This is a genomic window from Winogradskya consettensis, from assembly GCF_018332715.1.
Classification (GTDB): domain Bacteria; phylum Actinomycetota; class Actinomycetes; order Mycobacteriales; family Micromonosporaceae; genus Actinoplanes; species Actinoplanes consettensis.
In genome coordinates this window covers 105065-128725 of sequence record NZ_BOQP01000035.1, presented here as the reverse complement: position 1 = coordinate 128725, position 23661 = coordinate 105065, and the positions used below count along the sequence as shown (strand labels likewise).

Sequence of the window (23661 nt, the reverse complement as noted above, 5' to 3'; positions counted from 1 at the left end):
GTCGGCCGATTATTGGCTTTTACCCGACCGGCCCGCGGTCTCGCGAGTTTGCGAAGCCACGGGCCGGCGGTTATCCGTCGACGGGATTCGTCAGGCGGTCAGGTCGAACTCGCAGTCCTTGGCACCGGCGATGAACGCGTCCCACTCGGCGCGGGTGAAGGTCAGGGCCGGGCCGGCCGGGTTCTTGGAGTCGCGGACCGCGATTCCTTCGGGCAGGAGGTTGGTGGCCACCTCCACACAATTGCCCTCGGGTCCGCTGCGGGTGCTCTTCTTCCAGATCGCACGGGTGAGGTCCATGGGACCTGCTCCTTTCGTCAGGCGGCCTGCGCCGCCGCATGAATGAATCGGAGGGTTTCGGCCGGACTCAGCGCCTGCGCCACCAGGTGCCGGTAGATGCCGCTGTGGCGGATGAGATCCGTCTCGGCCTCGAGAATGAGACCGCCGCCGATGGTTTCGGTGTAGATCAGAGCGGGGTCGTCGTTGGGAAACTCCATGACCATGAAGGAGCCCTGCATCCCCGGGTGCGCACCCGCGCTGTAGGGCAGGACCTGGATGGTGATGTTGGGGGACTCGCCGGCCCTGCCGAGGAAGAGCAGCTGCTCACGCATCACCTCAGCGGTGCCGATCGCCCGCCGGAGGGCGGGTTCGTCCATGACGACCCAGAGTTCGGTCCTCCTCTCTCTCAGCAGCGCGTTCTGGCGCTGCATCCGCACTCGCACCCGCTGCTCGACCTCGTCGTCGCTCAGCGCCGGCAGCACGCCGTGGATGACGGCCCTCGCGTAGGCCTCGACCTGAAGCAGGCCCGGCACGTACAGGCATTCGAAATTCCGCAGGCGGTCGGCCTCCGATTCGAAGCTGATGTACGACTGGTAGCCCACCGAAAGCCCCGGCCCGTAAGGCTGGAGCCAGTCCAGCTGCCCCACGTCGCGGGTCAGCTCCAGAAGCCGCGCACGGTCTGTCTTGTCAGCCACGCCGTAAAGGTTCAGCAAAGTGATGAGCGTCCGTTTCTGCGGACGCGCCCTGGCGCTTTCCAGACGGTAGAGGGTGGCCGTGTTGACGCCAGTTTTCTCCTCGATCGTCTCGCGGGTCAGTCCGGACGCGGCCCGCAACTGCCGAAGCTCTGCGGCCAATCGGCGCAGGCGAGCGGTCGGAGCCTGTTTGCGTCCCGACAAGATGTTCGACTCCCCTCTTTCTTCCCGGCGCGGCGTGCACCTTGCAGGTGCCTGCTGGGCGTTTGCATCTTTTGCTTTTTGGGGGTTGACTCATGACTACCCTCTAGAGAGTATCGCTACCGACATCGATTTGCGCAAGACAGGTACATGACAGAGATCGGAAGGGGCGAGCGGTGCAGAGCGGTCACGAGCCGGTTCGACCGAAGTGGAATTGCCGGGAGTGCGGGCTCGAGTGGCCCTGCGAGTATGCGAGACGCGAGCTCACCGCGGACTTCGTACGCTTCCCGACGTCATTCGCGATCTACATGGCGCACTGCTACAGCCAGGCGTTGCATGATTCGCCGAGCCTGGAGGCGTTGCCACCGGATCTGTGGACCCGGTTCATGGGCTGGCTGCCGAGATCGTGAGCGCCCGCTCACTCTTCCGGGCTCATCCGGTCGGATGCCGCTTGATGATCAAAACGCGGAATCGCCGAACGGACACCCGATCTCCGCGGGCCGCCGCGGCGCGTTTCTCTTCACGGGATACCGACCTCGCCGCCGCTGCCGCCTCCCTCCTGCCCCCGGGTGCGGCGCGCGGTGGGTCCGCCGTGGTGATCGGCGGGCTCGGGGTTCCCGCTGCCCTCCCCGGCAGCGGGAACCCCGCAGTGCTGGTTTGGGTTTTGCGCTAGGAAGGTGCTAAACGAATGTTTTGCCTGGTGGATGGCGGTGTCCTGCACGCTGCGGCCCGGGCGGGCATCGATGGGCGATGCAGCATGCCTCCGGCGATCCCCCTGCCGGGGTAGTCCGGCGGGCGCGGACCCGGGCCTTCATCCGGTGGTATTGCCGCACGGACATCCGATCACGCCCCCGCGCCCGGTCAGGGAATGTGGAGCTGTCCCCTTTTCGCCATTCTCAGGAGGAAATCCGCGTGCGCATGCTCAGCAAGCGGTCGGCTGCCGTCGGCGTCACCGGACTCGTCGTGCTCGGGGCCGGTGGAGCGGCCTGGGCGGCCTGGCATCTCACCGGCTCCGGGAACGCCGAGGCGAGGGCCGGCACCGTGGTGATGCTCACGATCACCGAGGCGGGGCTGGGCGGGGGCGGCCTGACGCCCGGGAATGCGAGCACCGTGCTGCTGACCGTGGAGAACAGCAACGCGTTTCCCGTACGAGTCACCGATATCGAACTGACAGGGCTGGACTCGCCCGCACCCGGCTGTGACGCCGCGGCCAATGTGGAAGTGCTGAACGCGGCACCCCTGCCCACCGGCGCCGACGCCGTGACCGTGCCGGCGGGCAGCGCGGAACGACCGGTCAGCGCGCGGATCGCATGGGACGGCCCGCTGCGGATGGTGGCGGACCCGGCAGATGCGTGCCAGGGCGCGGCGTTCACCTTCAGCGTCCACCTCGACGCCGTGAGTGCGGCCTCATGAGCGTTCTCTCCTCACCAGCGCCGACCGACTGCAAACCGAAAAGGATGGGCATGCGCAAGCTCGACCGTCGCGGCAAGGTGATCCTCGGTGTCGCCGCTGCCGCCGCTGTGCTCGCCAACGCGGGCGTCGCCTGGGCGTACTGGTCGCTGGAGGGCGCGGGCAGCGGGGTGGTCGTGGCCGGGTCCGCGGTGGCGCTCAAGCTGGAGGCGCACTCCGACGACAGCAGGCCGCTCTATCCGGGCGGGACGGCGAACCTGACGGTCACCGTGGCCAACCAGAACGACTTCCCGATCAGGATCACCGCGATCAGTCCGGGGCCCGCGGAGATCACGGCCGATACGGATCACCGGAAGAACGGGTGTCTGACGACGGGTGTCGTCGTTAGTGCAGACGTGCTCAATGTGTCCTGGCAGGTGCCGAAGAACACGATCGGTGTATTCACCGTGCCGAACGGGCTACGGATGACGAACGATTCCGACAGCGCCTGTCAGGGCGCGACCTTCACGATCCCGGTCCGTGCCGACGGCCAGAGCAGCGAATCCTGACGCCGTGCCCGCCCTGTATCGATGGCAGGTCCTGCTGGCCGGCACGGCTGCCGCCCTGACCGTGGGCAGCGGAGTCGCCGCGTACGCGAGCTGGAACGTCACGGCGACCTCACCGACCTTCAGGGTGCACGCCGTTCAGCTCCCCCGGGTGCCGCGGCCGGTCGCCGAGGTGACCCGCGCGGGGCTGCGCATCCGCTGGACACCGGTCGAACCCGCCTCCGGCTACGTCGTGACCCGGCACGCCGGAGGACGTAGCGAGGTCGCCTGCACCGTGGCGGCCGGGCTGCGCACCTGTATGGATCTACGGGCGCCGAAGGGATATCCGGTCAGCTACACGGTCGCGACGGCCTTCGGCAGGCACTGGGTCGGTACGCCGAGCGAACCGAGTGTCCCGGTGCCGCTGCCCCCTCCGGGGCGGACGCCGGCGACTACGGCTCCCGGCAGTACGCCTCAGCCGCCACCGCCGCCCTCGGCTCTCCCGATCGAGCCTGCTCTCACGGCGTCGGCGCCCACCCCGCCGCCGAGCGGGCCCAGCGCTTCACCACCGGCACCCACGCCGACGGAATCGGGCGGTGCCGGCACGACGTGAGACCCCGATTGCCGAAACCGGGATTTGAATAACTTTTTGTCGAGTAGAAACTCCGTGAACAAACAGCCAATTCGCGAACGACGTGCGTTTGTCACAACCGCCGTCACGGATGGGTTATTTGTCGTGCGGCAAAACTTAGGATCAGAGGCATGACACCGTCCGGCTCCATCGCCCTTCAGCTCGCGCTCTCCGTTGTCATGGTCATTTTCACGTCGTACGTCGCGGGCCGCGTGCATCAGTGGTACCGGCACGGTTTCGAGCGCGACGTCGCGTACCGCGAGGGTTACGACCAGGCCTCGCAGACGCTCTTCCAGCTGGCCGTGCGCACCCACCCGGCGCTGCCCACCGGCACCGAGCCGGCGCTGCGGGGCCACCCGGCGCTGCCGCCCAGCCCGGAGGTGGAGAACCACGTCCGCTCGGTGGCACCCACGCGGCACCGCAACGACCCGCCCACCGCCGCGGCGCGGGCCGGGTCGGCCGAGTTCGACCACATCCGCCTCATGCGGCAGTAGGCCTGGAACCAGGCACCACGGAAAGGTCCGCTCCTCATGACCGTGCCCGGTAACAACCTCATCCAGGCCGTCTTCGCGCTCGCCTTCGTCATCGCCAGCGGGTACGCGGCCGGCCGCATACACCAGTGGTACAAGCAGGGCCTCGACCGCGATCGGGCCTACCGCACCGGATACGACCGGGCGTCGCACTCCATGTTCGACATGGCGATCCGGAAACGGCGGCAGAACCCCGGTGCCGCCCCCGCCGAGGACACGCCACCGGTCGAACCGCCGGTCAAGTCGAGACGCTCGCATCTCGTCGGGCATGCGCGACGACAGATCTTCGCCGATCCCGCGCAGGGCGGCAGTGGCCGGCGGCGGCGGCGGGCCAGGGATCAGGATTGATTGTGTACTCCGGAGGAATTAGGCCGGAAAGGTAAATGCGCACGGTCGTTCGCGAGCCGATGGCGTACGTATCGCCGATCTCAGTTGCCGGGGACATCCGGCACGCTTGACGCATGCAGCGGGCGGTGATCAGTGAGAAATTCGTGGATGTGGCACCGGCGGAACCCGAGCCCGCCGGGCCACGACGACGTTCTCCCAGTGGGCGGACGCGGACAATTCTCATCGCCGCCTCGGCAGCCACCGTCATCGTGAACGCGTGTGCGGTCTGGGCGTACTGGAAAATAACCGACACCGGCGCATTTGTTCAGATGACGCTACGCGCGCAGTCGAGCCTCAATGTGCCATTGCGTCCCGGTACGACCGGCGACCTCATCGTGACCGTCACGAACGAGAACAACTTTCCCATTCGGCTGACCTCGCTCCGGCTGGGAAACGGCAGCATCGTGCCCGACGAGGAGAGCCAGGACAGCGGCTGCAGCGCCGCCGGTGTGGGCCTGACCAGCAGATCCACCTCGGTGAACTGGGAGGTGGACCACAACAACGTCGCGGCCTTCACCGTTCAGGACGGTGTGCGAATGACTCCCGGAGCCGGACAGAAATGCGTGAATACGGTATTCATCATTCCCGTGCAGGTCAGCGGTGAGATCGGCTGACATTGATCGGCGAACGGTAAACCATGACCTGCGACACGTCACCCTGACGAACTAATGGCGTGACCGTGCCCTGGCGTTTCGCGACGACGGACATCTACCGTCGAAAGACCGGATCGCCAGAGGCAGGGGAGGCATTCGTGGCACCCAGCACGATGGAAATGCTCGACAGGACCCGGCTCGACGAGGCTCACGACGCCCGCACCGACCCAGCGGCCCGGCAGCGTGCCATCGAGGCCTGGCTGCCCATGACCCGCCACCTGGCCCGCCGCTACGCCGGCCGCGGCGAGCCCCTCGACGACCTCGTCCAGGTCGCGGTGGTCGGGTTGATCAAGGCCATGGACCGCTACGAACCCCAGCGCGGCGCCGAGTTCAGCGCGTTCGCCATCCCGACGATCATCGGGGAGATCAAACGGCACTTCCGGGACCGGACCTGGTCGGTACGCGTGCCGCGCCGCCTGCAGGAGCTGAGACAGGCGATCAGCGGCGCGACCGGCACGCTGACCCACATTCTCGGCCGCTCCCCGACGCTGGCGGACGTCGCCGAGCACCTCGGGGTCAGCGAGGAAGACGTGATCGAAGGGCTCGAAGGGGCCCGCGCCTACCGCGCGACCTCGCTCTCGACACCGGTGGGCGCCGGGGACACCACCGAGCTCAGCGACATGCTGGGCGCCGAGGACGAGGGGTTCGCGCTGGTCGAGGCCCGGATGTCGCTCGGGCCGGCGCTGGCCGCCCTGGGCGAGCGCGAACGTACGATCCTGGTCCTGCGGTTCTTCGGCAACCTCACCCAGACGCAGATCGCCGAGCGGGTCGGCATCTCCCAGATGCACGTCTCGCGCCTGATCACCCGGTCACTCGAAGCGCTGCGAGCCCACCTCTGCGCGTAACGTGTCGCGACGCGTGGCGGCCGGGTGCCGTTCGATCAGCGGAATCGGCGGCAGGGGCGGCAGGGGCGCGTGCGTCACCGTTTCGAACAGCCGGGTCCGGGCACGCTCCAGGGCGATGTCATTGAGGTCGTGATCGCGGGAGGCCTTCCCGATGCTCTCGGCCATCACCCGCGACGTCGCCTCCACGAATCGGCGGGCGTCGCGCAGGCCCTGCTCGTAACCGATGGTGGCCTCGTGCTCGTGACCGCGGGCGATGCGGGCCTCGGTGCGCTCGTACGCGTTCCCGTGCGACACCACCTTCAACCCGACAGCGGCACAGTCCAGGGCTACGAGCAGCAACGCGATCCCGACGTAGAAGACGCCGATCCCCCAGAAGTCGGTGCTCACGAGGTACCACATGGCCTTCGTGCGGGCTCCGAAACCGGCGTCCGCGCGGATCGCGTTCGCGTTCGCCGTACGTTGCTCATTGATCTTGGCGGTGAGGTCCGTCTCCTCCGCCGTGCGTGCCGTGCGGGCCGCTTCCTGTGTCTTCTGCAGCGCCGCGGCCTGCTTGTCCAGCCGGGCGGCCTCGACGTCGAGCCCACGGGAACGCTTGACCAGCGTGTCGCAGAAACCGCCCGCCGGGCAGCCGGCCTTGCGGGACACGCCGTCACCCTCCGAGTCGGCGAGCGCCTGCGCGTAGAGCTTGCGGGCATCGGAGCGCTTCTCCGCGGCCCGCCTGTTGAGGGCCTGGACCGCGCCGTCCTCGGACTCGGACTGCTTCTTCAACTCCTGCAGGCGGGCGTCGTACGTGGCGATCGCACCGTTCTCCTCGATCTGGCTGATCTGCTGGTTGTGCACCTCGTTGAGCCGCGCGTCGATCTCGCCCTGATAGCGGGCCAGCATCAGCGGCTCGGTGATGATCACCGCGAAGAGCAGGGCCATGCAGACCCGGCCCGCGTAGAGGCCGAGCGTGGGGTGGCGCAGCAGGTCGTCCGGGTCCGCGGACTCGAGGCGGTTGTAGTTGATCGCGACCCGGCCGACGACCGCTCGGTCGTACGCGATGACACCGAACGCCACCAGCGGGCCGATCAGCCACTGCCACCACGGGTGGGTGTAGTTGGCGCTGGCGTCGACGAACGCGGCGCCGCCGGCTGTGGCGTACACGAAATAGAGCAGGATGAAGACCCCGATGGACCCGTAGAGCACCCGGTCGGAGTGCGTGGTCACGCTGTCCGGGTTCACGTTGGCGATCCGGAGCAACAAACGACGCATGAGGCGAGTCTCGCCCATCACAGCGTGGGACGCGGGGGAAACGACGGGATCGGGGTACACCCGAACCATGACTACAGAGATCCCCGCCATCACGCTGAATGACGGCCGTACCATTCCCCAGCTCGGCTTCGGGGTGTTCCAGGTGCCGCCGGAGGACACCCGAGCAGCCGTCGAGACCGCGATCGAGGTCGGTTACCGGCACATCGACACGGCCGAGATGTACCGCAACGAGAAGGGCGTCGGCGAGGCGATCGCCGCCTCCGGGCTGCCGCGCGAGGACTTCTTCATCACGAGCAAGCTGAACAACGGCGACCACCTGCTCAACGACGCCCGGCTGGCCTTCGACGCCACGCTCAAGGAGCTGGACACCGACTACGTGGACCTCTTCCTGATCCACTGGCCGCTGCCGACGCTCTACGGCGGCGACTTCGTGCAGACCTGGCGTGCGCTCGAGGAGTTCTACCACCAGGGGCGGGCCCGCTCGATCGGCGTCTCCAACTTCACGCCGCACCACCTGCGCCGGCTGCGCGCCGAGACCGAGGTCCGGCCGGCGGTCAACCAGGTCGAGATCCACCCGTACCTCACGAACGAGGAGATCCGCTCCTACGACCGGGAGAACGAGATCGCGACCGAGGCGTGGTCACCGATCGCGCAGGGCGCGGTGCTCGGCGACCCGGTGATCACCGAGATCGCCGAGCGGGCCGGGAAGACCCCGGCTCAGGTGGTGCTCCGCTGGCACATCCAGCGCGGCGACATCGTCTTCCCGAAGTCCAAGACACCTGAGCGCGTACGCGAGAACTTCGCGATCTTCGACTTCGAGCTCTCCGGCGGCGATGTGGCCTCGATCAGCGCCCTCGACCGCGGTGAGAAGGGGCGCACCGGCGCGCACCCGGAGACGATGGCCTGGGTCCCCGCTAAGTGATCTTCAGTGACTGCGGCTCGGTGATCGTCACCCGGACGGTCACCGAGGCGTGCACCGTCTGTGGCTGAGGGTCGACCTCCAGCTCAGGCTCGGCCATGTCGCCCTTGAACGCCATCGCGCGCATCATGGCGCCGCCCCCGCCGCCGGTGCCCTCGTCACCGATCTCCACGAGCCGGTCGACCTGGGCTCCGACGGCCTCGGCGTACTCGTGGGCACGGCCGAGCGCGTCGGCGATCGCGGCCCTGCGCACCTCGGCACCGGCCTTGCTACCCGGTCGCAGCTGCCACCACGGCCCGGAGATCGACGTCAGGTCCTGATTCGCCAGGCGCAGCAGCATGTCCCCCAGGCCGGCGAAATCGGTCACGGTCACCGTGACGCTGACACTCCCGACGTACGCCGAGACGCGCTCGCCGCCCTTCTTGAGCTCGGGCCGGATCTGCACCCCGCCGGTCTCGCGGCGCTCGATGGCGTCCGGGTATTCGTCGAGAGCGGACCGCAGCTCGGCGGTCCGTTCGGCGAGCCGGGTGATTGCGACCTCGCGATCCTTGTCGCGTGCGGACACGGTGACGGAGAAGAGCGCGATCTCGGGAGGAACCTCGCGCACTGCCTCGCCGCGGACGACGACCATCGGTTGCTCAGCCATCCCCCGACGCTACCCACCCCAGCGCGATCCGCACCCCGGGGCTGCCGGCCGAGCCGTGCAGGACGACGGCGTCGAGGTGGGAGGCGTCGGGGACGTCGAAGACGAGCGTTCCGCGTACGCGCCGTCCCGGTCCGATGGTCTCCAATAACGACCGGTTGCGGTCGTCGGCATAGAGTCCCGCCGCCCCGTCCGCCAGGAATGTGGCGCCCGCGGCGTCGAACGCTTTCTGCCCGGTCGCGTCGAACAGCCGCGCGGCGGTCCCGGAATTCAGGATCGAGAGCTCAACGAAACAGAATTCGCCGCGGGCCCGCTGACCCAGGTTCGCGGTGCCGACCTGATCGATTCCGCAATGCGCACCCCGCACGACAAAACGCAGGTCGCCGTCGTCCACCGCCTCGTTGAGCCGGGCGGGCACCGGATGAATGGTGGTCAGCAGTTCGGCGCCCGTGCGGATCAGATCGATCATTACGGTGCCCATCAGCAGCGACAACATCAGCAGGCCCCACCCGATCCAGAGCTTCACGTGGGGATCAACTGCGCGACTATTGATCGAGAAATGCCACAAAAGGGACTTATTATTGACATTGTCCATCGCCCATACCGCTGAACTGTCCCGGACCGTTATCTACCTGAATCCGTCAATCCCGGCGCGTTATCAGATGGAGGTCACCGTGGGCGAGAACCAGGCGGCGGAACGACTCAAGATCATCATGCAGGGCCGTTCCCCGGACAGCGCGACGACGGAACAGCCGGTGATCCTGCCGCCGAACCAGGCACTGCAGGTCCTCACCCTGGCCCAGCGCACGGCCGAGGAACACATCGGCATCGCCAACCGGCAGGCGGACAAGATCCGCACGGACGCCCAGGCCACCGCGGAGAAGATCGGCGAGGACGCCCAGGAGCATTCCCGCAACGTACGCAGCCAGGCCGACAAGGTGCTCGCCGACGCCCGCAAGGCCGCCGAGAAAACGACCCGCGAGGCGCGCGAGAAGACCGAGGAGGCCCGCCGCACCGCCGACAAGATCGTGGCGGAGGCGCGAGCGCAGGCCCGGACCATCACCGGGGACGCCCGCGACCAGGCCGGCCAGCTCAAGGTCCAGGCCCAGCAGCGCTACGACGACGTGGTCGGCAGCCTCGGCACCAAGCGCGAGGCGTTGCAGGCGCAGATCGAGAGCCTCGAGGTCTTCGATCGCGAATACCGGACGCGGCTGGCGTCCTTCATGCAGACACAGTTGCGGGCACTGTGGGTGGACGAGCCCTCGGTGGGCGAGCACGCGCTGGTGGAAGTCCAGTCCGGCGGGCCGCTCAAGGAGTGACGCGACGGGCGACGGGGGTGGCGCTTTCCCAGCGCCACCCCCGTTTTGTGTTCCCTTATCCGATGGTCACCCAGACGTCGTCGAGAGCGCCCTGGAACTGGTCGGCGTTCTCGGCCAGACCCTTACCGCCCAGCACCAGCGGCGCGGCGTTGGTCACCGACAGGGCTGCGGGGACGCCGATCGACCTCTGCACCACGTTGTCGACCACGATGCTCAGCTCGGTCTGCGTACGCCGGCACTCCAGGCTGTGCCACTTCCCGTCCGCGACCGAGACCTTGCTCTGCGCCAGGTAGATCCGGGAGCTCTGCGCATCGGTCAGCGCGCAGCTCGGGCGGCCCGGCTTCTTGTCGATCTGCAGCTTGTACTGGCCACCGCTCGACGAATAGCCCTTCTGCAGCACGTTCTGGCCGTCGCTGGTGTGGTCCGAGGACAAGTTCACCGACGCACCGAAGCGGACCGGCTTGTTCGCCGGGTTCAGCTTCGCGGTGCCCGGGGTCTGCAACACGAGCCTGGGACAGCCGATGGCGTCGCACGGGTCCGGGAAGACGATCGCCTGGCCGGTGCCGTGCGGTGCCGTACGCAGAAAGCCGCCCTTGCTCGCCGAGGCCCGCAGCACGTGCCCGTTGCCGGAACCGTCGTCGAAGACCCCGTCCTGCACGGTCGAATCGAAGTTGTAGGAGACCACCGGCACCGGACCCGCGGGAACCGGTGGCGAGGACGGTGTAACGGCGACCGGCTTGAACATCGCGAACCGCTTCTGCGTCCGGCCGCCGATCGTGGTGAACGCACCGCCCGTCGAGACCTGACCCAGTGCCGGGTTCGCGGCCAGCGTCCACACACCCGCGACACCGTTCGCCTGCGGCGCCCACGGCAACAGGCTGCCCACCGGGTCGACGGCCGCGAGCTTGATCCGCGACACCGAACCGTCGGTGCACGTGCCCTGCGCGCCGTTCGAGGTGGTGGTGCACGCCTTGTCGAAGTGCCCGCCGACGTACGTCACGCCGTCCAGCACCGTGATCGCCTGGGCGTCGCCGTCGAAGACCCGGGTCCAGCGGGTCGCGCCGGTCGTCGTGTAGGCGATCGCCCGGCCGCCCTGGCCGCCGAGGGCCGCGTACACGCCCTGCGCGTCGACGGCGAGCGCGAAGACCTGCGATACCGGCTTCGGAGCAAATCCCTTGTCCAGTTTGCCGTCCGTGGCGTTGACAGCGGTCAGCCGCAGCGTGGTACTCGCGCCGTTCGTCTTGTGGAAACTCCCGCCGAGATAGACCCGCGTCCCGGCGACGGCCAGCGCGTTGACCGGCGCATCGGTGGTGGGCGCCCAGCTCGCGAGTGCCCCGGTCGACAGCGTGAAGGCCGCCAGGTTCGCACGCGCGGCACTGTCCACCCCGGTGATGCGGCCACCCACGTAGAGGAGCCCGTTCCCGACGGCGAGCGTCCGAGGCTCCCCGATGAGGCTGTGCTTGAAGGCGCCCACCGCGCCCGTGGTGGCGTCCAGCTGCACCAGCGAGTCCCGCTTCATGCCACCCGCGTTGGCGAAGTCGCCGGCCGCGTAGACCGCGGTCCCGTCGACGGCCAGCGCCTTCACGGCGGCATCCGCCCCGGGATTCCAGTCGAGCAGTGCGCCCGTGGACGCGTCGAACGCTGCGAGCCGGTTTCGCGCGACGCTCTTGCCGGCCACGACCGCCCTGGTGAACGCCCCTCCTACGTAGATTGTGCTACCCCGGTAGGCCACGGCGTAGACCGCGCCGTCGAACGAGGGGGCGGCGGCGGGAGCGCTGTCGACGACCCCCGCGATGGCGACCCCCGCAGCGCCGATCATCGCGGCACTGACGACGGACAGGAGGCCCGTACGCCATGCCGATGTCCGACCTTTCCGAATTTTCAGCATGGAATGTCACGCTAAGCGGTGCCGGGGTTCGCGTCGCACTCCGCCGTTCAGCAGGTCGGCTCGGCCTTGCCGGCACGTTGTGCGGCGGCGACTCATCCGTTGGCGGACGGCCATCGGGCGCACAGCTCGACTTCCCTATGCGCTTCAGGAGTATTTATATACTAAGGGTCTTATGTGGCATTTAGGGGCCAATTACCCAGCGCGGCGTTCGCTACCTGCCGGAGATCTTCCCGGGTCGCGCCGCCGGACGCCTGGACCGCGATGCCGTTCGCCACGGTCATGATGTAGCGCGCGAGCATCGCCGGATCCGCATCCCCGGGCAGGTCACCGTCTTCGACGGCCCGCTGGAACCGGTCGCGGAGGTAGGCCTGGCCCTCGTTGCGCCAGTCGGCCAGGATGTCGCGGGCGATCCGGCTGGAATCCCCGGCTGTCAGCGCGCCCTGCACACCCAGGCAACCGGCGGGGCAGTCGGGCTGGGTGCTGGCCTGGACCGAGCCGGCGAGAAAGGCCGTCGCCACCTCGCGGGCGGTCGGCTCCGCCAGCGCCTTGGCGACGTAGGCGGCGGGGCCTTCGGCGTAGCGGACGAGGGCCTTACGGAACAGGTCCTCCTTGTTGCCGAAGGCGGCGTACATGCTCGTCTTCGTGATGCCCATGGCGGCGGTCAGGTCGGTCAGGCTGACACCGTCGTAGCCCTGCTCCCAGAAGACGACCATGGCCCGCTCGAGCGCCTTGTCGGCGTCGAACCCGCGCGGCCGACCGATCGGCGCCTTCCGGATGGCTTCCATGCTCACCATCGTACCCGTTCTGTACCGCACGGACCTGAAGTGCTAGCGTTCTGTTCCGTTCGGACCGGAACTAAACTGTTAGGGAGATCGATTCGTGAACAGGCTCGAGGGCAAGGTCGCAGTCATCACCGGTGGCGGCACCAGGGGAATCGGCCGGGCCACTGCGGCGCGGCTGGTCGCCGAGGGCGCGCGCGTCTTCATCACCGGGCGGCGCAAGGCCGAACTGGACGAGGCCGTGGAGATCATCGGCGCCGGGGGCACTGCGGTGTCCGGGGACAGTGGCGCCGGGGTCACTGCGGTGCCCGGGGACATCACCGACCCGGCTGACCTCGATCGGCTCTATGAGACGGTCCGCGCCTACGGCCGAGGGCTGGACGTGCTGTTCGCGAACGCGGCCACAGCCTCGTTCGCGACGGTCGAGCAGATCACCGCCGAGGACTACGACCGCGTCTTCGACGTCAACGTCAAGGGCACGCTGTTCACCGTGCAGAAGGCGTTGCCGCTGCTCAACGATGGTGCTTCGGTGATCCTGAACGCGTCCACCGCCGCCGAGAACGGCACGGCCGGCTTCGGGGCCTACTCCGCGTCCAAGGCTGCCATCCGATCCTTCGCCCGGACCTGGGCCCACGAACTCACCGGCCGGGGCATCCGGGTCAACGCGATCTCACCGGGGCCGATCGACACCTCCGGCATCACCGAACTCGTCGGCGAGGACAACGCCGACGCCTTCAAGGCCGGCGAGGCAGCCCGGATCGCCATCGGCCGGATGGGCCGCCCCGACGAGGTCGCCGCCGCCGTGGCCTTCCTCGCCTCCGCGGACAGCAGCTTCATGCTCGGCGCCAACCTGCACGTCGACGGCGGCGAGAACCAGATCTGAGCCCTTACCTCAAGCGGTTCGACGGCGTCGGCGGGCGAGCAGGACCACCGAGACGATCAGGGCGACGATGATGAGGAGCACGACGGCCACCGCGACCAGGAAAAGCCAGCCGGGCAGGCCCCGGTCGACCGGTTTCAAGGGTGTCGGGGCAGCGAAGGCGGAATGCTGCGCGGAGGCGGAGGGCTTGACCGGCTCGGCGGTTACCGGGGGCTGCGCGCCGGTCAGGGCTGCCATCAGGTTCAGCTGGCCAAGACCGTAGTGGTCGTCACGACCTTTGGCGCCACGGTCGGTCACGGTGCCGAGGAGGCGGGCTTCGACCTCGTCGACGGTCAGGTCCGGGTATTCGGACCAGATCAGGGCGGCCGCACCGGAGACGATGGCGGACGCGGAGCTGGTTCCGGTTTCGAGGCCGTACTTGTTGCCGGGGATCGGGCCGGGGATCTTGTCGCCGGGGGCGGACAGGTCGACCTGCGGGCCGTAGGTCGAGTTGCCCAGGACCTTGTTGTCACGGCCGAGCGAGGCGACGGCGAGCACTTCGGGGTACGCGGCCGGATATTCGGCGACGTTGCCGTTGGCTCCGTTACCGGCCGACGCCACGAGAAGCACACCGGCGGCGCGGGCGTCGCGGATGGCCGCATGCAGGGAGTCGGAGGGGCGGATCGCGAACGACATGTTGATGATCTTGGCGCCGTGAGCCGTTGCCCAGCGGATGGCCTGACCGGTGTAGAGCGGGTCGTCGATCGGGTTCAGCGGCATGACCTTGGCCTGGGGGGCGATGCCCACCACCCCGTCCAGGCCGTCGGCGCCGTGGCCACGGCCGGCGATGATGCCGGCCATGGCCGTGCCGTGGTGCACCTCGTCGAAGTTGTCGGGCGCCTTGTCCGAGACCGTGTCCTGGCCGGGCAACGTCGCACCTTTGAGATCGATGTTGGTGCGATCGAGGCCCGTGTCCAGCACGCCGACGACAACGCCGGAACCCTGGCTGATCCGGTGGGCCTGGTCGAGCTTCATCGGCTCCCAGAACCACTGCTGCTCACGCACACTCTCAGCGGCGTGCGCGGGCGCGGCCGTCAACGTCACCGCAAGAAGTGTGACGAGCGCGGCCGCGCCGCGCAGCCATGCGAGGCGCGGCAGGTGTTTCACGGACACTAACGCCAGCCGATCACGTTGGGGCCGGGGTCGTGGTAACCACCGTCGGAGCCGGGCGCGATGACCGGATCCACGCCCTCGGCCACCTGCCACGGGTTGTCGGGGTCGAACGGCTGCTCCGAGCTGTCACCGTTGGAGCGACGGCCTGCGCCACGCCCACCGGACATCATGGACGACGACTTGCCCTCCGGGTCCGGCGGGAGCCAGGACGGCCGCGCCGGGCGGGCGTTGCGGACCTGCTCGGGGGTCATGCCGCCGGCACCACGGGCACCAGCGCGGCCGTTCACCCCGCCGGCACCGCCACGGCCGCCGACACCACCGGCACGTTCGCCGGCAACGCCACGACCGGCGGCACCGCCGACACCACCACGGGCACCACCCGCGACACCACGGCCTGAGCCGCCGACGGACTCGCCGATGACCGCTCCCGAGGGCATCGCACGCGCTCCGCCGGGGCGGACACCGCCACGGCCCACGCCACCGACTCCACCTGCTCCTACCCCACCGACGCGTCCGGCGCCGCCGACACCTTCGCCGGTCAGGCCGGAACCGCCGATCGTGCCACCACCACGGATCGGGGTCCCCCTGCCGCCGGTGCCACCGGTGACCGGGCCTGCGCCGGGCAGGACACCCGGCGTGATCACGCCGCCACCACCGATGCCACCGCCACCGCCGATGACGCCCGTGCTGGGCGGCAGGGTGCCGCCGGGCGGGGCGACACCCGGGTTCGTGGCCGCGGGCGGTGTGATGACACCGGACAGCCCGGGCCCGGTGGTCGGCACCGTCCCGCCGCCTCCACCACCGCCGGGGCCGCCGTTGCCGCTGTCGATCGGCGTGGTGCTGCCGGGAGGGTTGCTCGAGCCGGGGGGATTTCCGCTGGTCGGCGGGTTGCTGCCGGGGCCGGTGCCGTCGGTCGGCTGGGACGGGTCGTCACCCGGGCCGCCGGGGGTCGGCGGCGGCGGGTTGTGCGGCACCTTGATCGAGGTAGGAGTGCCGATCCGGGTCGAGGTGCCGGTGCTGCTGCTGTCGCCGCCGTTACTCGTCTCGGTCTCCGTCTCACCGCCCCGGGGCGCCTGGATGTCCATCGAGTAGGGCTCGGGGATGCGGATCTTGCCGACGTTTTCCTGGACGATCGCCTCAGCGACCATCATGTGGGATCGCGCCTGCTGGTCGATCTCGTCCTCGGCGCTGTCCCACCAGGCCGGCACGATGTCGTGGCTCTTGTCGTAGTGCTGCTCGTAGAGCGGCTCGATGTTCTCTTTCGCATGGCGCAGCGCGTCGAGGATGTTGCCCATCCCGACGGCCGTGTCCATGGCCTCGGCCTTGGCGACGTCCATGCGGTCGAGCAGGCTGTTGAGCTTCTTCACGAAGGCCTCGGACGAGGCGTTCTCCTCCGGGGGCCAGATCGCGATGAGCTTCTCGCGGGCGTTGATGAGCAGGCCGCGCTGGTCCTTGACCGAGTCGGACATGTCGCCCCAGGCCGCGACCTGACGCCAGGCCTCGCTGTTGTCCTCGTTGGCGACCATCGACCACAGGCGAGGCGTGTTGTAGGAATTCCAGTCAGTCACATCATCACCGCCTGTCCACCATGGCGGCGGTACGCCTGAGCTGCTGCTTCGTCGATGCGACGGGCTTCTTCCGCGGCGTCCCACAGCGCCTGCTGCGCCAGGCTCACACCGTCGGCCGAGCGCGCGTCCGACTCCTCGAACGCGGCGGCTGCCTTCTCGGCGGCGTTCGCCATCAGCCTGGCCGCCTTGACGTACTGCTCGAGGTTCTGCAGCGAGATGCCCAGAGCCGTCGCGTAGTTCTCCTTGGCCAGCTTCACAGCGTCGCTGGCATTGCCCTGCCCGAAGAGGACACCCTCGCGGAACTGCACCTGAGCCCGGTCGGTAGCCGGCCCCAGGAAGACATCAGTATCCGCGTGCACCGCCCTCGAGAAGTCGGTCAACCCACCAGTCTCGACATTCATCCCGTCGCCCACGACAGCCTCCCCGTTCTCACGCCGTCACAGCTGCACCAACCAGGGTAGCGACAGGAAGCGATTTCCGGGTACCCCGTTCGGCCGGTCAGGGACGTAGATCTCCTGATCAGGCAGTGAGACGGGCAACAGCCGCGGCGACTCTTTCATCGGTGGCCGTCAACGCGATCCGTACGTGCTGGGCCGCGGACGGACCGTAGAAGGCACCCGGCGCCGCGAGGATCCCGCGCTCGGCGAGCCAGTCGACGGTCTTCCAGCAGTCCTCGCCGCGGGTCGACCACAGATAGAGCCCGGCAGTCGAGAACTCGATCGTGAAGCCGGCGGCCGTCAACGCCGCACGCAGCGACTCACGCCGTGCCGCATAGCGTTTGCGCTGCTCAACAACGTGATCCTCGTCGTCGAGCGCGGCGATCATCGCGGCCTGCACCGGCGCCGGCACGATCATCCCGGCGTGCTTGCGAACCGCCAGCAACTCCTTGATCACGGCCAGGTCGCCCGCCACGAACCCGGCCCGGTAACCGGCGAGGTTGGAGCGCTTGGAGAGCGAGTGCACCGCGATGACACCGGTGTAGTCGCCGCCGCAGACCTCGTCGGAGAGCACGGAGACCGGGGACTCGTCCCAGCCCAGGGAGAGGTAACACTCGTCGCTGACCACGACGGCGTTGCGCTCGCGGGCCCAGTCGACCACCTTGCGCAGGTGGGCCGCGGGCAGGACCTTGCCGGTCGGGTTGGACGGCGAGTTGATCCAGACGAGCTTCACCCGCGGGTCCGGGCCCAGCGCGGTCAGCGAGTCGGAGCGGACCACCTCGGCACCGGCCAGTTTCACGCCGACCTCGTACGTCGGGTAGCACACCTGGGGGATGACGACCACGTCACCGGGGCCGACGCCGAGCAGGGTGGGCAGCCAGGCGACGAGTTCCTTCGAGCCGATCGTGGGCAGCACCCCGGGAGTTCCCGAGATGGCACAGGAACGGGCCAGCCAGCCGGCTATCGCCGCACGCAGCGCCGGGGTCCCCGCGGTCAGCGGATAGCCCGGCGCGTCGGAAGCGGCAGTGAGAGCGGCCCGGACCGCCGCCGGCACCGGGTCGACGGGCGTGCCGACCGAGAGGTCGACGAGGCCGTCGGGGTGCGCGGCGGCAACGGCCTTGGCCGGCTCGAGCAGGTCCCAGGGGAAATCAGGCAGCGCCGCGGACAACACGGTCAGTGCGCATCCCCGCGCGGCGGCTGGGACAGCACGAACGGCGTGTCCTTGTCGATCTTGCCAACCTTCGAGGCGCCACCGGGCGAGCCCAGGTCCTCGAAGAACTCGTAGTTGGCGTTGGTGTAGTCCTTCCACTGCTCCGGGACGTCGTCTTCGTAGAAGATCGCCTCCACCGGGCAGACCGGCTCACACGCACCGCAGTCGACACACTCATCGGGGTGGATGTAGAGCATCCGATTGCCCTCGTAGATGCAGTCGACCGGGCACTCCTCGATGCATGCCTTGTCGAGCACATCGACGCAGGGCTCAGCGATGATGTAAGTCACTGGTCTTTCCCTTCCAGAGCCACGCCGCAGGAGAGCGCGACGTTACGGGCAGAGCCTAGTATCTCGCCGGAGGGGGGTGGCACGTGCTCCGACGGCAGGATGTGGGACACCGGGTTGTCGTTCGTCGAATTGTAGGTGTTTCCCAGGATCGCCCGCTCTTCACAGATGCGCTCGGCGAGCTGGTCGAACTAACCGAGACGGATCTCACTCTGGCGACGCCCAAGGGGACTCTGCGCGTACCGCTCAATGAGATTCACCGGGCAAAACGGGTGCCCGCCGCGCGCCGCCCGCCGGCCGCCGACGTCGTGGCCCTGGAACTGGCCGCCAACGAGGCCTGGCCCGCCCCGACGCAAGCCACCCTGGGCTCCTGGATCCTGCGCGCCGCCGACAACTGGACGGGCCGGGCAAACTCCGCCCTCCCGATCGGCGACCCCGACCGCACCCTCGAAGCAGCCATCGACGCGGTCGAGCAGTGGTACGCAGCCCACGGCCAGCGCGCAATGATCAACACCCCGATGCCCCTGGCCGCACCCGTGAACGCCGCCCTCGATTCCCGGGGCTGGACAGCCCGCCCCCTCACCCTCGTCCAGACCACCCGGGTCACCACCATGCTCGAAGCCACCACGGCCCGCCCCGACCTGCCCACCGTCGAACTGGCCGACACCCCCACCGACGCCTGGTACGCCATGGTCGCCGATCACAAAGGCGGCCTGCCCCCCACCGGCCGACGCATCATCACCGGCGTCCGGGAAGCGGTCTTCGCCTCGGTCCTCGACCCCGGCGGCACCCCCATCGCGGTCGCCCGCGGCGTCATCACCGGCCCCGACCGCTGGCTGGGCCTCTCCCTCATCCAGACAGCCCCCTCCGCCCGCCGCCGCGGACTGGCCGCCCACGTCATGCGCGCAGTCGGCCATTGGGCCCTCCAGCAACAAGCCCCCCGCACCTACCTCCAGGTCGAGGAACGCAACACCGCCGCCGTCGCCCTCTACCAGAAACTCACCTTCCGGACCCACCACACCTACCTGACCCGCGAAGCCCCCCTCTAATGGCCCCTGGCCGCCCGCCCCACCCTGACTGAAGTCCGCCCTGACCCTGAGCCGGCAACCCGAGCCACCGACCGCCGCACCCGCGAACGGCGTTGTATCGCGCGCCGCGAGACGAAAGCTGAACCCGGCGCAGGCCGTCGTGATCCCTCAGATGCGCCCTGGCAGGGCGCCCCGGACGATGGCCGGCCTACCCAGGGCCGGCCCCGGGCCTCGGTCACCGGCCCAGGAGTGGAGATCACAGCCTGAGAACGGTCCCACCCAGCCCCAGAAAAGCCAGATAAAAGGGCTAAAGACGGCGCCCCGAACGCGACCGATCCGAAACTTGTGGAATGGCCCTACGAGGCGCCGGCCTCACTGCGGCCGCGGACGGCACGCCCGGTTGGCCGGCCCTCTGACCGATCCACCAGCCAAGCCGCCTGCCCAGCAAAGTCGCGCGATCAACGAACGGGTACACGCGAGGCCGTAACGAGCAGACTCAGGCGGCCCAGAGAGTGACCGGTCGGTGAAAGAACGAGCACAACGGGCTTCCGAAAACTCATCGCCGAACAACCCGACGAGGCCTACCCGCCCGAGCCTGCGAGAAAGCTTTCAAGGACTTGGACCGGTAGTCCCGCCCCAGCATGGTGGCGACCCAGTAGCCGAGCAGGGTGCCCACGATGGCGAAGCCGCTGTAGAGCCAGATCTGGGAGAAGAAGTTGCCGGCGCCGGAGGAGAACGGGTAGTCACCGCTGGCGAAGGGCCCGATGAGGATCGTCAGGAGCATGCCGGCGACGGCGGCTGCGGCGAGGTCGGGGAGCCATTGGGCGGCGGGGAGGCGTTGGCTGCGGAGGTAGGTGAGGACGGCGAGGACGATGCCGATGACCGCGAACATGACGATGGAGATGCGGCTTTCGGCGGTGTCGTTGTCGGGGTAGCCGAAGTGGCTGATCAGCCTGGCGATCACGTTGATCGCGAAGAGGGCTGCCGCGATTGTTGCGATCGACACCCAGCGCTGCCTCATGCCGGTTCTCCTTCGGGGCTTACTCCGGCTCTTCGCCGCAGATGAATCGTGGTTCGGGATCGTAGCGCCAAGTGAACTTCTTGCGCTCGATCTCTTTGCCATCTTTGCGGATGACGCGCCATGCGTCCTGGGTGAAACCTGGGAGTCCGCTGCTAGTGATGCATTTGGGGCCCGGCTCGCGGTGGACCGTGGGCGGTGAGGTGGTGTTGCGACGGGGGCCGTAGACCGTTTTGACGCTGTCGTAGATCTTGGTGCTCCACATCGTCACCGTCACGGAGCTGCTGGTGTAGGACGTGTCGACGAAGATGCCGTACGGAGTGGTGTTCTTGAATTTGAGGTCGAGGGTCGGGTAGAAGATCGTCGACTCGATGACCGCGGGGTAACGGGAGAAGTAGAACGAGTGGGGTTTGTGCTCGACGTCCTGCAGGCCCGCGTAGTAGGCAGCGTTGAAGAGGGTGGTGGTGAACTGCGAGGCGCCACCGCCGACGCCCGGTTCGAGTTTGCCGCCGACGATGACCGGGGCGTCCTGGTAGCCCGCGGCGTAGTCGCGTTCGCCGGTGTGGCCGTTGAGGGAGAACGTCGCGCCGGGCTGGACGACCGCGCCGTCCACCGCACGGGCGACGGTCATGATGTTCTGGCTGCGGGGTGAACTGGCGCCGCCGGTGAAGTTCGTGGTGAACGTCGAGACTTTCTCCTTGACGCCCAGTTTGGTGAGGCTCGCGGCGGTGACGTCGGAATCCTGCTTGCTGAGGGTCGCGTCGAGCTCCCGGGGCGCCGGGTCGCGCAGGACGGCGAGCAGGGCCGGGGCGAGGGCGGTCAGGTCGACGAGGTCTCCGGGCGTACCCGCGGAGATCTTGGGTTTGCCCTTGACCAGTTTGATGGCGGCCTCGGTGGGGGCCTTCTCGACCTTGGCGAACTCCTTGGCCGCGGCGGTGTGCAGTTTTTTGGCGTCGATGGTGGGGGTCAGGAGGCCGGCGTCGTCCGACCTGAAGATCAGGCCCTTCGCGATCGCGGCCGGGGTCAGGGTGAACGACTTGCCGGCGACGTTGATCGTGACCGGCGCGGCGACCGCGGGCTCGGCCAGGTCCTTGGCGAGCGCGTCGAGCTGGGCCGCGTCGGTGGTGGCCGCGACCTGCACGAGCGGCACTTTCGCCGTCTCGCCGAGCGGCCACGCCGTGCTGACCGCGGTGGCCGCCTGGGCCGGATCGAGGCCTTCGCCGGGCGCGGGATAGGTGAGCTCGGGTTTGAGGCCGGCGTACGTGAGCGCGGGCTTCTTGAGCGTGACCTTTTCCGGGTCGAGCTGGTCGCGCAGGGCGGTCTCGAGTTTCGCCCGGTCGAGCTGCATCACGGGGTCGACGGAGCGCTCGCCGACGATCGTGGGGTGGCCCTTCATCGCCTTGCTGACCGTGCGGGTGACGTCGAGGCTGAGCCCGATCTCCGCGGGCTGCAGGGTGACCGGCTCGCCGTCGAGGTCGATCTTCGCCGGGGCGCTGACCTTGGCACCGAAGCCCTCGGCGAGCGCCCGCTCGGCCTCGGAGCGCGATTTGCCGCCCAGGTCCAGGCCCAGGACCCGGGTGCCGCGCGGCACGTCGCCGCCGTAGACCCAGGCGGTGACACCCGCCGCCGCGATCAGCACAGCGGCGACCGTGCCCACCACGATGATCCGTTTGCGGTTGAGCGGCGTGGAATCCTCAGTCACTTCGGCCGGGGCTTGCTCGGAAACGGCGGTCAACGTGGTCCTTTTCGTCGTCAGCGGCGAAAAGAACCAGTGTGCATGGGCTGGTCAGAGCGGCCAAGCGACGCGAGGGGTTGTCATTGGTTCGTGACGGGGGCGGGCTTCAAGATCGCCCGATAGACGTAGACCGCGAAGGTCAGGCTGCCGACGAGGATCATCACCAGCGCCACCCAGTCGTTGCCGCTGATGAGGTAGTCGCCCTCGGCGGTGCGGGTGCCGGCGGCGATGAACATGAGCACGGTCCAGAGCGCCCAGGCCGGGCCGACCGCCCAGCGGCGGCCGACCGTTTCGGTCGCGAACCAGGAGATCAGCCAGTTGGCTACGGCGGCGACCAGGACCGCAACCCCGATGGGTACGCCCCCGGCGCGCAGCGGCGTCAGATAGAGCTCGAGCGCGGCGGTCAGCACCACGAGTACCAGCGAGACGAGCACCCCGCCGACCTTGAACACGGACGTCACGGCGTGACCACGTTGCTGAACAGGTCGCTCTCCCACTTGTGCGGGCCGCTCACCTCGCCGCGCTCGCCCTTGACGATGGTGAAGTACTCGACGCCCATGAACTCACCGCCGAAGTCACCGGCGATGCCGTAGAGCCAGGAGTTGTCCGGGATCTGCGTGGCATGCGCGCGCATCGCCGCGACCTTCTGCTCGTAGTAGTCGGTGCCGTCGACGCGGGCGGCGATCTCGTCGTCCGGGTGACCGAACGGCAGGTCATCGACGCTCTCGACGTCGGCGAACGGGTTGTCTTCCATGCCCTTGAACGCCTCGATGCCGCCCTCGAGGACGCTGAGCGGCATGGCGGTCCAGTAGATCTTCTCGGGCCCGAAACCCTCGGCCTCGGCGAGCTCGGCCGCGCGCATGGCGACGCGGTGCGCCTGGATGTGGTCGGGGTGGCCGTAGAAACCGTTGTCGTCATAGGTGATCAGCACCTGGGGGCGTACCTCCCGCATGATCTCCAGGCAGAGCCGCGCGGCCTCCTCGAGATCGGCCTGCCAGAAGGCCCGGGGGTGGTTGTTGGTCTCCAGACCCATCATCCCGGAGTCGCGGTAACGGCCCGCGCCGCCGAGAAAGCGATGGTCGCTCACGCCGAGCGCGGCGCAGGCCCGTTCCAGCTCCACGACGCGCCAGCCGCCGAGCTGGTCGGCCTGCTTCGCCTCCAGCTGGGCCAGCGCGGGCACGTGGATCTCGCCCTCCTCACCCAAGGTGCAGGTCACGAGCGTTACCTGGGCGCCCTCGGCGACGTAGCGGGCCATGGTGGCGCCGGTGCCGGTCACCTCGTCGTCGGGGTGGGCGTGCACGAGCATGAGGCGGCGTGCGGGCTGGGCGTTCGTCACTCGCGCCACTTTACGCGGGGAGGCTCTCCCCGGTTTGGTGGGCGCGAGTGGCTGGTGAT

27 protein-coding genes are annotated in these 23661 nt (G+C 68.7%); 11 read left to right on the top strand and 16 right to left on the bottom strand.

The window, feature by feature from the left end; all coding sequences use genetic code 11:
* Positions 1–90 precede the first annotated feature (90 nt).
* Together Aco04nite_RS30835 and Aco04nite_RS30830 are read right to left on the bottom strand one after the other, a co-directional pair.
* Positions 91–297: a DUF397 domain-containing protein gene (locus Aco04nite_RS30835; RefSeq protein WP_203838453.1), complete on the bottom strand. Its 207-nt coding sequence runs from the start codon at positions 295–297 to the stop codon at positions 91–93.
* 17 nt (positions 298–314) lie between these two features.
* Positions 315–1172 (bottom strand): helix-turn-helix domain-containing protein, encoded by an 858-nt coding sequence (locus Aco04nite_RS30830; RefSeq protein WP_213000743.1) that lies wholly within the window; start codon positions 1170–1172, stop codon positions 315–317.
* Between the two features lie 909 nt (positions 1173–2081).
* Here Aco04nite_RS30830 and Aco04nite_RS30825 point away from each other — a divergent pair.
* The 7 genes from Aco04nite_RS30825 to Aco04nite_RS30795 all read left to right on the top strand — a co-directional run bounded on the left by Aco04nite_RS30825 (position 2082) and on the right by Aco04nite_RS30795 (position 6149).
* Positions 2082–2582, top strand: coding sequence for a hypothetical protein (locus Aco04nite_RS30825; protein ID WP_213000742.1), 501 nt, complete (start codon positions 2082–2084; stop codon positions 2580–2582).
* 50 nt (positions 2583–2632) lie between these two features.
* On the top strand, positions 2633–3127 hold the full coding sequence (locus tag Aco04nite_RS30820; protein WP_213000741.1) for a COG1361 family protein: 495 nt from the start codon (positions 2633–2635) through the stop codon (positions 3125–3127).
* Positions 3128–3131: 4 nt separating this feature from the next.
* Positions 3132–3716, top strand: a complete 585-nt coding sequence (locus Aco04nite_RS30815; protein ID WP_213000740.1) for a hypothetical protein — start codon at positions 3132–3134, stop codon at positions 3714–3716.
* A gap of 149 nt (positions 3717–3865) precedes the next feature.
* Complete coding sequence (locus Aco04nite_RS30810) at positions 3866–4228, top strand: hypothetical protein (protein ID WP_203838448.1); 363 nt, start codon at positions 3866–3868, stop codon at positions 4226–4228.
* Between the two features lie 36 nt (positions 4229–4264).
* Positions 4265–4612, top strand: a complete 348-nt coding sequence (locus tag Aco04nite_RS30805; protein ID WP_213000739.1) for a hypothetical protein — start codon at positions 4265–4267, stop codon at positions 4610–4612.
* A 113-nt stretch (positions 4613–4725) separates the two neighbouring features.
* Positions 4726–5265: a hypothetical protein gene (locus tag Aco04nite_RS30800; RefSeq protein ID WP_213000738.1), complete on the top strand. Its 540-nt coding sequence runs from the start codon at positions 4726–4728 to the stop codon at positions 5263–5265.
* Positions 5266–5423: 158 nt separating this feature from the next.
* On the top strand, positions 5424–6149 hold the full coding sequence (locus Aco04nite_RS30795; RefSeq protein ID WP_244876423.1) for an RNA polymerase sigma factor SigF: 726 nt from the start codon (positions 5424–5426) through the stop codon (positions 6147–6149).
* On the opposite strand, the gene Aco04nite_RS30790 is transcribed toward Aco04nite_RS30795, so the two are convergent.
* Positions 6114–7403, bottom strand: a complete 1290-nt coding sequence (locus tag Aco04nite_RS30790; protein ID WP_213000737.1) for a DUF4407 domain-containing protein — start codon at positions 7401–7403, stop codon at positions 6114–6116. The two genes, Aco04nite_RS30795 and Aco04nite_RS30790, sit on opposite strands and share 36 nt — an antisense overlap.
* Before the next feature lie 67 nt (positions 7404–7470).
* On the opposite strand from Aco04nite_RS30790, the gene Aco04nite_RS30785 reads away from it, so the two are divergent.
* Positions 7471–8325: an aldo/keto reductase gene (locus Aco04nite_RS30785; RefSeq protein ID WP_213000736.1), complete on the top strand. Its 855-nt coding sequence runs from the start codon at positions 7471–7473 to the stop codon at positions 8323–8325.
* Here the strand turns inward: Aco04nite_RS30785 and Aco04nite_RS30780 are convergent.
* Both Aco04nite_RS30780 and Aco04nite_RS30775 read right to left on the bottom strand, forming a co-directional pair.
* A complete protein-coding gene (locus tag Aco04nite_RS30780; RefSeq protein WP_213000735.1) occupies positions 8318–8968 on the bottom strand; it encodes an SIMPL domain-containing protein in 651 nt (216 codons plus the stop codon). The two genes, Aco04nite_RS30785 and Aco04nite_RS30780, sit on opposite strands and share 8 nt — an antisense overlap.
* On the bottom strand, positions 8961–9560 hold the full coding sequence (locus tag Aco04nite_RS30775; RefSeq protein WP_213000734.1) for a DUF4352 domain-containing protein: 600 nt from the start codon (positions 9558–9560) through the stop codon (positions 8961–8963). Before Aco04nite_RS30775 ends, Aco04nite_RS30780 begins: the two co-directional genes overlap by 8 nt.
* Before the next feature lie 79 nt (positions 9561–9639).
* On the opposite strand from Aco04nite_RS30775, the gene Aco04nite_RS30770 reads away from it, so the two are divergent.
* A complete protein-coding gene (locus tag Aco04nite_RS30770; protein ID WP_213000733.1) occupies positions 9640–10284 on the top strand; it encodes a hypothetical protein in 645 nt (214 codons plus the stop codon).
* Between the two features lie 55 nt (positions 10285–10339).
* Here the strand turns inward: Aco04nite_RS30770 and Aco04nite_RS30765 are convergent, their stop codons facing one another.
* Positions 10340–12172: a LamG domain-containing protein gene (locus Aco04nite_RS30765; protein WP_213000732.1), complete on the bottom strand. Its 1833-nt coding sequence runs from the start codon at positions 12170–12172 to the stop codon at positions 10340–10342.
* A gap of 170 nt (positions 12173–12342) precedes the next feature.
* On the bottom strand, positions 12343–12957 hold the full coding sequence (locus tag Aco04nite_RS30760) for a TetR/AcrR family transcriptional regulator (RefSeq protein ID WP_213000731.1): 615 nt from the start codon (positions 12955–12957) through the stop codon (positions 12343–12345).
* 94 nt (positions 12958–13051) lie between these two features.
* On the opposite strand from Aco04nite_RS30760, the gene Aco04nite_RS30755 reads away from it, so the two are divergent.
* Complete coding sequence (locus Aco04nite_RS30755; RefSeq protein WP_213000730.1) at positions 13052–13834, top strand: SDR family NAD(P)-dependent oxidoreductase; 783 nt, start codon at positions 13052–13054, stop codon at positions 13832–13834.
* Between the two features lie 9 nt (positions 13835–13843).
* Here Aco04nite_RS30755 and Aco04nite_RS30750 read toward each other — a convergent pair whose 3' ends face one another.
* From Aco04nite_RS30750 to fdxA, 5 genes are all read right to left on the bottom strand, one after another.
* A complete protein-coding gene (locus Aco04nite_RS30750; protein ID WP_213000729.1) occupies positions 13844–14977 on the bottom strand; it encodes a S8 family peptidase in 1134 nt (377 codons plus the stop codon).
* Positions 14978–14982: 5 nt separating this feature from the next.
* A complete protein-coding gene (locus tag Aco04nite_RS30745) occupies positions 14983–16551 on the bottom strand; it encodes a hypothetical protein (RefSeq protein WP_213000728.1) in 1569 nt (522 codons plus the stop codon).
* The gene (locus tag Aco04nite_RS30740; protein WP_213000727.1) at positions 16548–16931 is read right to left on the bottom strand and encodes a hypothetical protein; all 384 of its coding nucleotides are present in this window, start codon (positions 16929–16931) and stop codon (positions 16548–16550) included. The genes Aco04nite_RS30745 and Aco04nite_RS30740 overlap by 4 nt, the downstream gene beginning before the upstream one ends.
* A gap of 139 nt (positions 16932–17070) precedes the next feature.
* Positions 17071–18159 (bottom strand): succinyldiaminopimelate transaminase, encoded by a 1089-nt coding sequence (gene dapC / locus Aco04nite_RS30735; protein WP_280519392.1) that lies wholly within the window; start codon positions 18157–18159, stop codon positions 17071–17073.
* Positions 18160–18161: 2 nt separating this feature from the next.
* Positions 18162–18488, bottom strand: coding sequence for a ferredoxin (fdxA, locus tag Aco04nite_RS30730; RefSeq protein ID WP_106316083.1), 327 nt, complete (start codon positions 18486–18488; stop codon positions 18162–18164).
* Between the two features lie 83 nt (positions 18489–18571).
* On the opposite strand from fdxA, the gene Aco04nite_RS30725 reads away from it, so the two are divergent.
* Positions 18572–19534: a GNAT family N-acetyltransferase gene (locus Aco04nite_RS30725; protein WP_213000726.1), complete on the top strand. Its 963-nt coding sequence runs from the start codon at positions 18572–18574 to the stop codon at positions 19532–19534.
* Between the two features lie 535 nt (positions 19535–20069).
* Here the strand turns inward: Aco04nite_RS30725 and Aco04nite_RS30720 are convergent.
* From Aco04nite_RS30720 to mshB, 4 genes are all read right to left on the bottom strand, one after another.
* Positions 20070–20534, bottom strand: a complete 465-nt coding sequence (locus Aco04nite_RS30720) for a hypothetical protein (protein ID WP_213000725.1) — start codon at positions 20532–20534, stop codon at positions 20070–20072.
* Positions 20535–20553: 19 nt separating this feature from the next.
* Entirely contained in the window at positions 20554–22233 is a 1680-nt protein-coding gene (locus Aco04nite_RS30715) for a VanW family protein (RefSeq protein ID WP_213000724.1), read from the bottom strand.
* A gap of 113 nt (positions 22234–22346) precedes the next feature.
* Positions 22347–22727 (bottom strand): hypothetical protein, encoded by a 381-nt coding sequence (locus Aco04nite_RS30710; protein WP_244876414.1) that lies wholly within the window; start codon positions 22725–22727, stop codon positions 22347–22349.
* Positions 22724–23572: an N-acetyl-1-D-myo-inositol-2-amino-2-deoxy-alpha-D-glucopyranoside deacetylase gene (mshB, locus tag Aco04nite_RS30705; protein WP_213000813.1), complete on the bottom strand. Its 849-nt coding sequence runs from the start codon at positions 23570–23572 to the stop codon at positions 22724–22726. Before mshB ends, Aco04nite_RS30710 begins: the two co-directional genes overlap by 4 nt.
* Between the last annotated feature and the right edge of the window lie 89 nt (positions 23573–23661).

Bases quoted from the DNA above. Each gene is read 5' to 3' on its own strand.
- Aco04nite_RS30835 (WP_203838453.1), bottom strand. From the start codon at position 297: ATGGACCTCACCCGTGCGATCTGGAAGAAGAGCACCCGCAGCGGACCC.
- Aco04nite_RS30820 (WP_213000741.1), top strand. From the start codon at position 2,633: ATGCGCAAGCTCGACCGTCGCGGCAAGGTGATCCTCGGTGTCGCCGCT.
- Aco04nite_RS30810 (WP_203838448.1), top strand. From the start codon at position 3,866: ATGACACCGTCCGGCTCCATCGCCCTTCAGCTCGCGCTCTCCGTTGTC.
- Aco04nite_RS30805 (WP_213000739.1), top strand. From the start codon at position 4,265: ATGACCGTGCCCGGTAACAACCTCATCCAGGCCGTCTTCGCGCTCGCC.
- Aco04nite_RS30800 (WP_213000738.1), top strand. From the start codon at position 4,726: ATGCAGCGGGCGGTGATCAGTGAGAAATTCGTGGATGTGGCACCGGCG.
- Aco04nite_RS30795 (WP_244876423.1), top strand. From the start codon at position 5,424: ATGCTCGACAGGACCCGGCTCGACGAGGCTCACGACGCCCGCACCGAC.
- Aco04nite_RS30790 (WP_213000737.1), bottom strand. From the start codon at position 7,403: ATGCGTCGTTTGTTGCTCCGGATCGCCAACGTGAACCCGGACAGCGTG.
- Aco04nite_RS30785 (WP_213000736.1), top strand. From the start codon at position 7,471: ATGACTACAGAGATCCCCGCCATCACGCTGAATGACGGCCGTACCATT.
- Aco04nite_RS30780 (WP_213000735.1), bottom strand. From the start codon at position 8,968: ATGGCTGAGCAACCGATGGTCGTCGTCCGCGGCGAGGCAGTGCGCGAG.
- Aco04nite_RS30775 (WP_213000734.1), bottom strand. From the start codon at position 9,560: ATGGACAATGTCAATAATAAGTCCCTTTTGTGGCATTTCTCGATCAAT.
- Aco04nite_RS30765 (WP_213000732.1), bottom strand. From the start codon at position 12,172: ATGCTGAAAATTCGGAAAGGTCGGACATCGGCATGGCGTACGGGCCTC.
- Aco04nite_RS30760 (WP_213000731.1), bottom strand. From the start codon at position 12,957: ATGGAAGCCATCCGGAAGGCGCCGATCGGTCGGCCGCGCGGGTTCGAC.
- Aco04nite_RS30720 (WP_213000725.1), bottom strand. From the start codon at position 20,534: ATGAGGCAGCGCTGGGTGTCGATCGCAACAATCGCGGCAGCCCTCTTC.
- mshB (WP_213000813.1), bottom strand. From the start codon at position 23,572: ATGCTCGTGCACGCCCACCCCGACGACGAGGTGACCGGCACCGGCGCC.